The 14485-nt window shown below is 69.8% G+C and carries 3 protein-coding genes; all 3 read left to right on the top strand.

Annotation, left to right across the window (positions count from 1 at the left end):
* Window positions 1–124 precede the first annotated feature (124 nt).
* The 3 genes from AC07RV_RS00555 (at window position 125) to AC07RV_RS00565 (ending at window position 14472) form a co-directional block, all read left to right on the top strand.
* Window positions 125–13084, top strand: coding sequence for an ESPR-type extended signal peptide-containing protein (locus tag AC07RV_RS00555; protein ID WP_296783811.1), 12960 nt, complete (start codon window positions 125–127; stop codon window positions 13082–13084).
* Window positions 13085–13101: 17 nt separating this feature from the next.
* Entirely contained in the window at window positions 13102–13977 is an 876-nt protein-coding gene (locus tag AC07RV_RS00560; protein WP_296783810.1) for an OmpA family protein, read from the top strand.
* A 69-nt stretch (window positions 13978–14046) separates the two neighbouring features.
* Entirely contained in the window at window positions 14047–14472 is a 426-nt protein-coding gene (locus AC07RV_RS00565) for an ANTAR domain-containing protein (RefSeq protein WP_296783808.1), read from the top strand.
* Window positions 14473–14485: the final 13 nt, after the last annotated feature.

A 14485-nucleotide genomic window follows, 5' to 3' on the forward strand; every position in this document is an offset into this window, starting at 1 on the left:
GACATCATCCGCCGCCTGTGCAGCGAACAAGCGCTGCCCTCCCATCGCATCGCCGCCCTTCGGGCCCCAGCCATGGGCCAGGTCGTGCGCATGCGGCCCATCTGATTTTGAGGATCACGAAGAAATGAACAAGACGTACCGGTCGGTCTGGAACGAAGCGCTCGGAGCCTGGGTGGCGGCGTCGGAAACGGTGAAGGCCCGCGGCAAGGGAGGCGGTCGCGTACGCGCGGCTGTGTTGGCCGCGGGCCTGGCGGCGGTGACGGCGCTGGGTGCCGGCGATGCCTGGGCGCAGGCCGGCATCCATGACGGCACCGGGCATGCCAACCCCGACCCGGTGCCCGGCGCGGTGCTCGACATCAACTCCTCGACCCGCGGCGTGATGATGCCGCGCGTGGCGCTGACCGACGCGACCGTCTGGGGCCTGCCCGGCGGCGTGCCGGCCGACGGCATGGTGCTGTTCAACACCACCCCCGGCACGGCCGCCAACGGCCTCACGCAGGGTCTCGTGACCTGGAAGGGCGGGCGCTGGGTGAGCGTCGACGAGACGCCCTACCTGCATGTGAACGCGACCGCCGCCGGCAATTCGACGCTCGCCAATTCGGGCGCGACCGGCGCCAACAGCGTGGCGATCGGGCCCGACGCCAAGGCGAGCGCGGGCGACACGGTGGCCATGGGCAACGGCACCGAGGCACGCAAGCTCGGCGACATCGCCATCGGCCGGGGCGCGCTGGCGAGCGGCGGCAACAACCTCAACAGCCCGACCGAGAACTGGAGCTCGGTGGCGCTGGGCGCCTATGCCGCGGCCACCGAGAGCAACTCGGTCGCCGTCGGCGGTTCGGCCAAGGCCGAGGGACGCGGCACGGCGCTGGGTTCGCGTGCCGAGGCCGGCTACGACACGGTCGCGGTCGGCATGTACGCGGGCATGAGCCGGCCGGCCAAGTCCGATCCCAACGATTTCAGCAATGCCTTCAACACCTTCGTGGGCAGCGGCGCCGGCGTCGCGGGCAGCGGTGCCCGCAACGCCTACGTCGGCAACCAGGCCGGCGCCATCGTCACCGGCGACGAGAACGTCGGCATGGGCTTCGGCGCGGGCGGGCTGACCACCGGCAACCGCAACATCGCGCTCGGCCAGCGCGCGGGCCAGGTCGTGACCGGCGACCAGAACATCCACCAGGGCACGCTCGCGGGGCTGCAGTCCACCGGCAGCAACAACATCGCGCTGGGCACCGGCGCCGGCGCCAACCTGGCGCTGGCCGCGCAGGATCCGAACAGCCCCATTCCCCAGGCCGTGGTGCAGGCGGCGAGCCTGGCGGCGCAGAACGAGTTCATGGGCTTCCTCGCCTCGCGCGGCGTGACGCAGGCCGGCATCGACGACGGCAGCTACACCATCGACGGCGCTGGCAACGTGGTGCAGGCCAGCAGCGGCAACGTGGTGGTGACGGCCGCCGAGCTGCAGGACTCGTTCGTGCGCGCCTCGCAGCGCAACGGCGTGGCCGGCACCAACGCCAGCCGCACCACGGCCATCGGCTACCTCTCGCGCGCCACCGGCGACGACGCGCTGGCCATCGGCTCCTCGGCGGTCGCGGGCGAGAAGGCCGCGGTGGCGATCGGCAGCGGCAGCCAGGCTTCCGGCGTCTCGGCCGTGGCGATCGGCACGGGCGCGCAGGCCAACGGCACGCAGTCGATCAGCATCGGCACGGGCAACGTCGTCAACGGCGACCACAGCGGCGCCATCGGCGATCCGAACACGATCAGCGGCAACAATTCCTATGCGGTCGGCAACCACAACACGATCGCCGCCAGTTCGAGCCATGCGCAGGGCAACAACAACGCGCTGACCGATGCCACGGGCAGCTACCTGTTCGCCAACGGCGAGCAGAACAGCGTCTCGGGCAGCGGCAACTACGGTGCGATCGTCTCGGGCGGGCTCAACGCGATCGCGGGCAACACCAATGAATACAACCAGCTGATCGGCTACCAGAACGAGCTCAGCGGCAACGACAACCAGAGCACGAGCCAGATCGGCCGGAACAACAGCATCACGGGCGACGGCAACCGGCTGGTGAGCGTGATCGGCAACCAGAACGCGCTGACGGGCAAGAACGACAACACCAGCGTCCTCGGCACGGTCAACACGCTGGAAGGCACCTCGCTGACCAGCGTGATCGGTGCCAACAACAAGGTCGGCGCGACCTCGGCCACCAGCGTGATCGGCAAGGGCCTCAGCGTGACCGGCGGCGAGAAGAACTTCGTCGGCGGCGTGGACACCACGCTCAACGGTGTGAGCTCCAGCGTGGTGCTGGCCGATGGCGGCCAGGTCGCGGACAACGCCAGCGGCGTGGTGCTGCTCGGCAAGGGTGCGCAGGCCGGTGCCAGCGACACCGTGGCGGTGGGCACGGGCGCCACGGCTGCCTACGCGAACACCGTGGCCCTGGGCGCCAACAGCGCCACCTCGAAGGACCTGGTGACGCTCAACGCCAACGCGGCCTACGTGCCACCGGGAGCGGCTTCGGTGGCCGGCGCGGTGCCGGTGGGCGAGGTCTCGGTGGGCAGCGCGGGCGCCGAGCGCCGCGTGACCAACGTCGCGGCCGGCGCGGTCGATACCGACGCGGTGAACGTGAGCCAGCTCAAGGCGGCGAGCACGCACTACTACAGCGTGAACGACAACGGTGTGACGGGCGGCAACCACGGCAACGACGGCGCCACGGGTCTGAATGCCCTGGCGGCCGGCGTCGATGCCGCGGCGGCAGGCGACCATGCGACCGCGGTCGGCTCGGGCGCCCAGGCGGCCGGTGCCGGCTCGACGGCCGTCGGCGTGGGCGCAGGCCAGGGCACGCCGGGCGCGAGCAACACCGCGGTGGGCGCCTCGGCCGGTGCGTCGGTGACGGGCAGCGAGAACGCGGCCTTCGGCAGCGGCGCCGGCACGGGCGTCACGGGAGAGGCCAACACCAGCCTCGGCACCTCGGCCGGGGTCGATGCCCAGGGCGACCGCAACACCTTCGTGGGCAACGACTCGGGGACCGGCGCCAAGGGCGCGCGCAACGTGGCGGTCGGCAACAACGCGGGCGACAGCATCGACGGCAACGACAACCTGGGCCTGGGCAGCAGCGCGGGCAACGGCGTGCAGGGCAATCGCAACGTCGGCGTCGGCACGGTGGCCGGCAGCGTGGTGACGGGGACCGACAACGCCGCGCTCGGCACGGGGGCCGTGAGCCTCGTGAAGGGCAGCGGCAATGTCGGCGTGGGGCAGGGCGCGGGCGGCGTGGTCGATGGCGACAACAACGTCTCCATCGGCAGGGGCGCCGGCACGGCGGCGATGCTCGACCTGGACCGCGGCGGCTACGTCGACCGCAGCGGCAACCTGCTGGCGGGACAGCCGGCGGCCACGAAGGCGAACGACACGGTCTCGATCGGCAACCTCGCCTACGCCTCGAAGGACCGCGCGATCGCGGTGGGCAAGGGCGCCGAGGCCAGCGGCCTCGAGGCCGTGGCCATGGGCCCGGGTGCGCAGGCCAACGGCGACGAGAGCCTCAGCGTGGGCCCGAACGCGGGCCGGGGCTCGAGCGGTGCCTACAACGCCGCCTTCGGCACCAAGGCCGGACAGAACGTGACCGGCACCAGCAACGTCGCATTGGGCGGCAATGCGGGCAACGGCGTGGCCGGCGACTTCAACCTCGGCGTGGGCGAGGGCGCGGGCACGCGCACCGAGGGCTCGTACAACGCGGCCCAGGGCCACTATGCGGGCACCGACATCAAGGGCAACGCCAACCTGTCCGCCGGCTTCTACGCGGGCTTGGGCACCCAGGGCGACAACAACGTGGCCCTGGGCAGCATGGCGGGCGTCAACGTCGAGGCCAGCGACACGGTGAGCATCGGCAGCAGCGCCGTGGCCGGCAAGGACGGCGCGGTCGCGGTGGGCCGCGAGGCCCAGGCCAGCGCGGCCGACGGCGTGGCGCTGGGCGCCGGATCGCAGGCGACGCAGGATGCGGCCGCGCTGGCGCTGAAGAACGCCTATGCGCCCGATGGCGCCGCGGTGGCCGGCAGCGCGCCGGTGGGCGAAGTGTCGGTGGGCAGCGCGGGCAAGGAGCGCCGCATCACCAACCTCGCGGCGGGCGCGGACGACACCGACGCGGTGAACGTGAGCCAGCTCAAGGCGGCGCAGACGCACTACTACAGCGTGAACGACAACGGCACGCCCCAGGGCAACCACGACAACAACGGGGCCACGGGCATCAACAGCCTGGCGGCGGGCGTGAATGCCGCGGCGACGGCGGACCAGTCGGTGGCCGTCGGCGTTTCGTCCGTGGCCTCGGGCGGCGGCGGCGTGGCCGTGGGCAATTCTTCGCAGGCGCGGGGCCAGCAGACCACGGCCATCGGCGGGAATGCCGGCAATGGCGTGACCGGCGGCGACTATGCCACCTATGTCGGTACGAGTGCCGGCGCGGCTTCCAAGGGTGCGTCCAACACCTACGTCGGCAGCAGCGCGGGCCTTGGCGCGACCGGAAACTACAACGCGACGTTGGGCACCACGTCCGGCTACAAGCTGGCGGGGGACTACAACACCATCGTCGGGACTTCCGCCGGCCTGTCGACCCAGGGGGACCGCAACGTCGCCGTCGGCACCTTCGCGGGAATGAACCTGCAAGGCAGCGACAACCATGTCGCCGGCAGCGCGGCCGGCTTCGCCCTCCAGGGCGACAACAACGTCGCGGTCGGTACCTCGGCCGGCACCGGCTACTTCATCGACACCAAGACGGGCCTGCTCACCGACCGCAACGGCAACAAGGTGGCGGCCACGCCGCCGCGCACCGTGCTCAACGACACCGTGGCCGTCGGCAACCATGCCATCACCGACTCGGACCGTTCGATCGCGCTGGGCAAGCGCGCCATCGCCGGTGCGAGCGGCAGGACGGACGCCATTGCCATCGGCACCGGCGCGCAGGCCCTCGGCGCGAGCAGCATCGGCATCGGCACCGGTAACGTCGTCAGCGGCGACAACAGCGGTGCCATCGGCGACCCGAACATCGTCAGCGGATCGGGCAGCTATGCGGTGGGCAACAACAACAACATCGCGGCCAACAACGCCTTCGCGATAGGCAACAACGTGGTCATCGCCGCGGGTCTGGATGGCGCGGTGGGCATCGGCAACGGCAGCACGGTGAGCGCGGCGACCGTGGCGTCGTATGCGCCCAATGGGGCCGCGGTGGCCGGCACGGCCACCGGCAGCAACGTGGTGAGCGTCGGCGCCTCGGGCGCGGAGCGGCGCCTCACCAACGTGGCCGCCGGCGGCGCGGACACCGACGCCGTGAACGTGAGCCAGCTCAAGGCCGCGCAGACGCACTACTACAGCGTGAACGACAACGGCACGCCGGGCGACAACTACGACAACAAGGGCGCGACCGGAACCAACGCGCTGGCCGCGGGCGTGGGCGCCGCGGCCAAGGCGAACGACGGCGTGGCCGTCGGTGCCTCGGCGGTGGCGGACGGCACGTCGGGGGGCTCGGTGGCCATCGGCCGCGGCGCCAGCGCCTTCACCTCCAGCGGCGGGGCGGTCAACCATGGCGCCACCGCGATCGGCAGCGGCGCGACCGCGAGCTTCTCGAACTCGACGGCGCTCGGCGGCGATGCCAGCGCGCTGGCTTCGGAAGCGACCTCGCTGGGCGCGGGCAGCAGCGCCGGCACCAATGCCGTGGCCGCCGGCTTCCAGGCCAAGGCCGCCAATGGCGGCGCGGCCATCGGTTTCAACGCGACCACCGTGGGCACCGCGGCCGTGGCCGTCGGCCCCGGTGCGACCGGCACCGGCCTCGCGTCGGTGTCCGTGGGTTCCAACACCGATGCGCAGGGCGTCGGCGCCGTGACCGTGGGCGCGGCCAGCCGCGCGTTCCAGGACGGCAGCACCGCGCTCGGCGTGCGTGCGTCCGCCGCCCTGGCCGACAGCGTGGCGCTGGGCAGCAACTCGCTGGCGAACACGGCCGCGGGCGTGGTCGGCTACGACCCGAGCACCGGCACCGCCGCGAAGAGCGGCACGGCGATCGCCGACACCACCAGCACGCTGGCGGCGGTGAGCGTGGGCGGCAATGGCCAGTTGCGCCAGATCACCAATGTGGCCGCGGGCGCCGCGGACAGCGACGCGGTCAACGTGAGCCAGCTCAAGGCCGTGAGCCAGGTCGCGAACGCGGGCTGGAACGTGGCGGCCAACGGCGAGGCCACGGGAGGCAACGTCGCGCCGGGCGGCAAGGTGGACTTCGGCAATTCGGATGGCAACGTCACGATCACCCGCACCGGGACCGATCTCGATGTGAAGCTGGCCGATGACGTGAAGGTCAACAACAGCGTGACGGTGGGCCAGAGCGTGCTCAACACCACGGGGCTGACGGTCAACAACGGGACCACGACGACGGCCGTGTCGGCGGGTGGCGTGACCAGTGGCACTGTGAATCTCAGCGGTGTCAGCAACGACATCCAGGGCCTGAGCAACAAGACGCTGACCGATCCGAGCTTTGCGACCGTGGGGCGTGCGGCGACTGAAGAGCAGCTCAAGCTGGTCGATCAGACCGCCAATGCGGGCTGGAACGTGACGGCCAATGGCGCGGGTTCGTCGACCGCGAACATCGGACCGAACGGCAAGGTCACGTTCAATGGCGACAGCAACATGACCGTGACTCAGACGGGGGCTGCCAATGACGGCCAGGTGAATGTCGCGCTCAACAAGGACGTGAACCTCACGGCGGCGGGCAGCCTGAGCACGGGCAACAGCCGGGTCGACAACGCGGGCCTGACCGTCAACGACGGGACCACCACGACGGCGGTGTCGGCTGGGGGCGTGAGCAGCGGGACGGTGAATCTCAGCGGTGTGAGCAACGACATCCAGGGACTGAGCAACAAGACGTTGACCGATCCGAGCTTTGCGACCGTCGGCCGGGCGGCGACCGAAGAGCAATTGAAGCTTGTAGATCAGACTGCGAACGCAGGCTGGAACGTTGCCGCCAATGGCGAGGCCACGGGTGCGAACGTGGCGCCGGGCGGCAAGGTGGACTTCAGCAATTCGGACGGAAACGTCACGATCACTCGCACGGGCACCAACCTCGACGTGAAGCTGGCCGACGATGTGAAGGTGAACAACAGCGTGACCGTGGGGCAGAGCGTCGTGAACACGACGGGACTGACGGTCAACAACGGAACCACCACGACGGCCGTCTCGGCCGGTGGCGTGACCAGTGGCACGGTGAGCCTCAGCGGCGTCACCAACGACGTCCAAGGCCTCAGCAACAAGACCCTGACCGATCCGAGCTTTGCGACCGTCGGCCGCGCGGCGACCGAAGAACAGCTCAAGCTCGTCGACCAGACCGCCAACGCGGGCTGGAACGTGGCCGCCAATGGCGAAGCCACGGGCGGCAATGTGGCGCCGGGTGGCAAGGTGAATTTCGGCAACTCGGATGGCAACGTCACGATCCAGCGCACGGGCACCGATCTGGACTTCAAGCTGGCCGACGACGTCAAGGTCAACAGCAGCGTGACCGTGGGCCAGAGCGTCATGAACACGACGGGCCTGACGGTCAACGACGGCACCACCACGACGGCGGTGTCAGCGGGTGGCGTGAGCAGCGGCACGGTCAAGCTCAGCGGTGTCACGAACGACATCCAGGGCCTGAGCAACAAGACCTTGACCGATCCGACGTTCGCGACTGTCGGTCGTGCGGCGACCGAAGAGCAACTGAAGATCGTCGACCAGACGGCCAATGCAGGCTGGAATGTGGCGGCCAACGGCGAAGCCACGGGTGCGAACGTTGCGCCTGGCGGCAAGGTCGACTTCAGCAATTCGGACGGCAACGTCACGATCACTCGCACGGGTACCAATCTCGATGTGAAACTGGCTGACGACGTGAAGGTCAACAACAGCGTGACGGTCGGCCAAAGCGTTGTGAACACGACAGGGCTGACGGTCAATAACGGAACCACCACGACGGCCGTCTCTGCCGGTGGCGTGACCAGCGGCACAGTGAGCCTCAGTGGGGTCACGAATGACATCCAGGGCTTGAGCAACAAGACCTTGACCGATCCGAGCTTCGCGACCGTGGGCCGTGCCGCTACTGAAGAACAACTGAAGATTGTCGACCAGACCGCCAATGCGGGCTGGAACGTGGCAGCCAACGGCGAAGCCACGGGTGCGAACGTTGCGCCTGGTGGCAAGGTCGATTTCAGCAACTCGGATAGCAACGTCACGATCACTCGCACGGGTACGAACCTGGACCTGAAGCTGGCCGACGATGTGAAGGTCAACAACAGCGTGACGGTGGGCCAGAGCGTGGTGAACACGACAGGGCTGACGGTCAACAACGGAACCACCACGACGGCGGTTTCGGCAGGTGGAGTGACCAGCGGCACAGTGAACCTCAGCGGCGTCACCAATGATGTCCAAGGCCTCAGCAACAAGACCCTGACCGATCCGACATTCGCGACTGTCGGCCGTGCGGCGACCGAGGAGCAATTGAAGATCGTCGACCAGACCGCCAATGCGGGCTGGAACGTGGCGGCCAACGGAGAAGCCACAGGCGCGAACGTTGCGCCCGGCGGCAAGGTGGATTTCAGCAACTCGGATGGCAACGTCACGATTACCCGCACGGGCACCAATCTCGATGTGAAGCTGGCCGATGACGTGAAAGTCAACAACAGCGTGACGGTGGGGCAGAGCGTTGTGAACACGACGGGGCTGACGGTCAACAACGGAACCACCACGACGGCGGTTTCTGCTGGTGGCGTGACCAGCGGAACGATCAACCTCAGTGGCGTCACCAACGACATCCAGGGCCTGAGCAACAAGACGCTGACCGATCCGAGCTTCGCGACCGTGGGTCGTGCTGCGACCGAAGAGCAGCTCAAGCTCGTGGACCAGACCGCCAGCGCCGGCTGGAACGTGGCGGCCAACGGCGAAGCCACGGGAGGCAATGTCGCGCCGGGCGGCAAGGTCGACTTCAGCAACTCGGATGGCAACGTCACGATCACTCGCACGGGTACGAACCTGGACGTGAAGCTCGCGGACGACGTGAAGGTCAACAACAGCGTGACGGTGGGGCAGAGCGTGCTCAACACCACGGGGTTGACTGTCAACAACGGGACCACGACGACGGTCGTGTCGGCGGGCGGCGTGACCAGTGGCACGGTGAACCTCAGCGGTGTCACGAACGACATCCAGGGGCTGAGGAACAAGACGCTGACCGATCCGACGTTCGCGACCGTGGGCCGTGCCGCAACGGAAGAGCAGCTCAAGCTGGTCGACCAGAACGCCAACGCGGGCTGGAACGTGGCCGCCAATGGCGAAGCGACCGGCGGCAATGTGGCGCCGGGCGGCAAGGTCGATTTCAGCAACTCGGACGGCAACGTCACGATCACCCGTACCGGGACCAACCTGGACGTGAAGCTCGCCGATGACGTCAAGGTCAACAACAGCGTGACGGTCGGCCAGAGCGTCATGAACACGACGGGCCTGACGGTTGCCAACGGGACCACGACGACGGCCGTGTCGGCTGGCGGCGTGACCAGCGGCACGGTCAACCTCAGCGGTGTCACGAACGACATCAAAGGCCTGAGCAACAAGACGCTGACCGATCCGACATTCGCGACGGTGGGCCGCGCAGCGACCGAAGAGCAGCTCAAGCTCGTCGACCAGACCGCCAACGCGGGCTGGAACGTGGCCGCCAACGGCGAGGCCACGGGCGGCAATGTGGCACCGGGTGGGAAGGTGAACTTCGGCAACTCGGATGGCAACATCGCGATCCAGCGCACGGGCACCGACCTCGACTTCAAGCTGGCCGACGACGTCAAGGTCAACAACAGCGTGACGGTGGGGCAGAGCGTCGTGAACACGACGGGCCTGACCGTCAACAACGGCACGACAACCACGGCCGTCTCGGCCGGCGGCGTGACCAGTGGCACGGTGAACCTCAGCGGCATCACCAACGACGTCCAAGGCCTCAGCAACAAGACGCTGACCGATCCAACGTTCGCGACCGTGGGCCGTGCTGCAACCGAAGAGCAGCTCAAGCTCGTCGACCAGACGGCCAGCGCAGGCTGGAACGTGACGGCCAATGGCGCGGGATCGACCATGGCCAACATCGGTCCGAACGGCAAGGTCACGTTCAATGGCGACAGCAACATGACCGTGACGCAGAACGGCGTGGCCAACGACGGCCAGGTGAAGGTGGCGCTCAACAAGGACGTGAACCTCACGGCCGCGGGCAGCCTGAGCACGGGCAACAGCCTCGTCAACAACGCGGGCCTGACGGTGAACGACGGGACCACCACGACGGCCGTGTCGGCCGGAGGCGTGAGCAGCGGCACCGTCAAGCTCAGCGGCGTCACGAACGACATCCAGGGCCTGAGCAACAAGACCCTGACCGATCCGACGTTCGCGACCGTGGGCCGTGCTGCAACGGAAGAGCAGCTCAAGCTCGTCGACCAGACCGCCAATGCGGGCTGGAACGTGGCGGCCAACGGCGAAGCCACGGGCGGCAATGTGGCGCCGGGTGGCAAGGTGAACTTCGGCAACTCGGATGGCAACGTCACGATCCAGCGCACGGGCACCGATCTGGACTTCAAGCTCGCCGACGACGTCAAGGTCAACAACAGCGTGACGGTGGGCCAGAGCGTCGTGAACACGACAGGCCTGACGGTCAACAACGGGACCACCACGACGGCGGTGTCGGCGGGCGGCGTGACCAGCGGCACGGTCAAGCTCAGCGGTGTCACGAACGACATCCAGGGCCTGAGCAACAAGACCCTGACCGATCCGAGCTTTGCGACCGTGGGCCGTGCTGCAACGGAAGAACAGCTCAAGCTCGTCGACCAGACCGCCAGCGCGGGCTGGAACGTGGCCGCCAACGGCGAAGCCACGGGCGGCAATGTGGCGCCGAGCGGCAAGGTGAACTTCGGCAGCTCCGACGGGAACATCGCGATCCAACGTACGGGCACCGACCTCGACTTCAAGCTCGCCGACGACGTCAAGGTCAACCACAGCGTGACCGTGGGCGACACGGTGATGAACAACGCCGGCGTGGCCGTGGGTCCGGACGTCAAGCTCGGATCGACCGGCCTGACGATAGCGGGCGGTCCGAGCGTGACCACCTCGGGCATCGATGCCGGCGGCAAGGTGATCGCCAACGTCGCGCCGGGCGTGGCCGACACCGACGCGGTCAACGTGAGCCAGCTCAACGACACGGTGGACAAGGGCAAGACCAGGTACTACAGCGTGAACTCGACCGGCGGCGGCAACGCGCAGAACGACGGCGCCACCGGTGCCGACGCCATCGCCTCGGGCAAGGACGCGAAGGCCGCGGGCGACAACGCGGTGGCCATGGGCACGGCGGCGCAGGCCACCGGCGCCAGCGCCACGGCGCTCGGGAACGCCGCCTGGGCGCTCGGCGACCGCGGCACCGCGGTGGGCTACTTCTCGACCGCGGGCGGCATCGACAGCACCGCTTTCGGTGCCTGGTCGCGGGCCCTGGGCAACGGTAGCGTGGCGGCCGGCGCGGCCTCGACCGCCGCGGGCACGGCCAGCGTGGCCGTGGGGGCGGGCAGCACCGCGACCGCCGATGGCGGCGTGGCGCTGGGCGCGCTCTCGGTGGCCGACCGCGCGGCGGGCACGGCGGGCTATGTGCCGCCGGGCGCCGATGCCGCGTCATCGAAGGCGATCGCCTCCACCACCGCCACGGCGGGCGCCGTCGGCGTCGGCGATGCGGCCAACGGCCTGCTGCGCCAGATCACCGGCGTGGCCGCGGGCTCGGCGCTCACCGATGCGGTCAACGTGGCGCAGCTGCAGGCCGTGGCCAGCCAGGCCGCGAGCGCGGGCAACAAGTGGATCACCGGTTCGCCGACCACCTACGTGGCGCCGACGTCCAGCGGCAAGGACGGCACCGCGGTGGGATCGGGCGCGGTCGTCAAGGCCGACAGGGGCGTGGCGATCGGCACCGGTGCCGTGGTCAGCACCGACAACAGCGTGGCGCTGGGCAACGACTCGACGACCTCGAAGGCCAGGCCCACCGAGGAGGTGACGATCCAGGGCACGACCTACAAGTTCGCCGGCGCCAAGCCGGTGGGCGTGGTCAGCGTGGGCTCGGAAGGCAAGGAGCGCCAGATCACCAACGTCGCGGCCGGCGAGATCAGCGCCACCAGCACCGACGCGGTGAACGGCAGCCAGCTCTACGCGACCAACCAGGCCATCAACAACATCCAGACCGGCTCGGGCATCAAGTACTTCCATGCCAACTCGCAGGCGGCGGACTCGAACGCCGCCGGCGCCGAGAGCGTGGCCATCGGCCCGCGCGCCGAGGCACTGGGCCACAGCGCGGTCGCCACCGGCAACGGCGCGCGCGCCATCGGCGCGGGCAGCCTCGCGCTCGGCGGCAACTCGCTGGCCTCGAGCAGCAACGGCGTGGCGCTGGGCAACGGCGCGGTGGCCGACCGCGCGGGCATGAACGGCCAGCGCGAGATGTTCTCGGGCGTGGCCGTGGCTTCCGCGCAGGGCGCGCTGTCGGTCGGCGCGAGCGGCAACGAGCGCCAGATCACCAACGTGGCCGGCGGCACGCAGGCCACCGACGCGGTCAACGTGCGGCAGCTGCAGGCGGTGCAGCAGAGCACGGTGCGCTACGACACCAACCCCGACGGCACCGTCAACTACAACAGCGTGACGATGGGCAACGGCGCCTCCAGCGGGCCGGTGACGATCCAGAACGTGGCGCCGGGCGTCGCGCCCACCGACGCGGTCAACGTGCAGCAGCTCAACCAGTCGAGCGCCGCCAACAACGCCTACACCGACATGCGCGCGAATGCGCTCGGCAACGAGATCCGCAGCGTGGCGCGCAATGCCTACGCCGGTGTCGCGGCCGCGATGGCGGTGCAGATGCCGGGCTCATACGTGCCGGGCAAGACGGTGATGCGCATGGGCTACGGCGTCTTCAAGGGCGAGAGCGCGATGGGCGTGAGCTTCCGCCGCACGGCCGAGAGCAACGCCTGGAGCCTGACCGGCGGCGTCGGCCTGAGCCGTGCCGGCGCGTCGGCCACGGTGGGCGCGGAATGGGTCTTCAATTGAGCACGGGGAGAAGGACGATGAGCACGAGTCGAACGAAGCAGACGGCGGGGCTGGCCCTGTTGGTCATGGCGGGGACGCTGATCCAGGGCTGCGCGTCGCCCGGTGCGGCGATCGACAAGGAGGCGCAGGCGCGCGCCGCCGCGGAGCAGCCCGCGCCGCCGAAGCCCGAGGAGTTTCCGGATCCGGCCAGGGCCAACTGGAAGCAGGGCGCGTTCCCGGCACCGAAGGCGTTCGAGCGGGTGCGCCCCGGCATGGGCAAGGACCCGCTGCGCGAGCTGCTGGGCTGGCCGCATTTCAGCGAGGGCCTGTGGGGCGTGCGCGAGTGGAACTACATCTTCCACTTCTACAACGGCAAGGGCAGCGACTACACCACCTGCCAGTACATGGTGCGCTTCAATGCCGACAACCTGGCGACCGGCGCATGGTGGAAGGACCCCGAGTGCGCGCTGCTCGCGCAGCCGCCCGCGGCCACGCCGATTCCCGCCAGCGCCAGGCTCGCGCCGCCACAGAAGCTCACGCTCAGCGCCGACGGCCTGTTCCGCTTCGACGGCGCCGCGGCCACCGACCTGCTGCCCGAGGGCCGTGCGCGGGTGGAGCGCCTGGCCGGCGAGCTGCGCCACGGCTTCCGCGCGCTGCACTACGTCGTCGTGACCGGTCACACCGACCGGCTCGGCGGCGATGCCTACAACGAGGCCCTGTCGCTCGCGCGCGCGAACACCGTGCGCGACCTGCTCGTGCAACAGGGCATCGAGCGCAAGCTGATCCGGACCGCCGGCATGGGCAAGCGCCAGCCCGTGGTCAGCGACTGCGAGGGCACGCGCGCATCGCCGGCACTGCTGCAATGCCTGCAGCCCAACCGGCGGGTCGAGATCGACGTGGCGGGGGAGCAGTAAGCCATGCGCGCGGCGCCGAGCCGCCCCCTGGCCAGCCCGCATCGCGGCGCGACGCACGGCGGTGTTTCGATGGGCAAGCGCGTCCAGCTCGGGCTGCGGATCGCGCTGGTCGACGCCGACGCGCTGCAGCGTGCCTGCACCGCCAATTCGCTCACCGCGCTCGGGGCCGACGTCGTGCCCTTCGTGCATCTCGCCGACCTCGTCGGCGCCTTCGATGCCCGGCAGAAGTTCGACGGCGTGGTCGTGGGCCTGCATGCCGATGCGCGGCGGACGCTGTCGCGCGTGCCCGACCTCGAGGCCGCGGCCGGCCGTGCGCTGCCGCTGGTGTACGTGACGCACCGCAGCGAGCTGCAGGCCGTCGATGCCGTGCCGACCGCCCTGCGCGCGGGCCGGTCGTTCCAGCTGCTGTGCTCGCCGGTCGAGGACGCGCAGCTGCTGGCCTGGCTGGAGACGCTGGCGGCCTGGGGCCGCGGCACGCTGCGCGCACGGGCCTGACGCAAGACGGCCG

The sequence above is a fragment of the Variovorax sp. GW821-FHT09B01 genome (assembly GCF_059418345.1).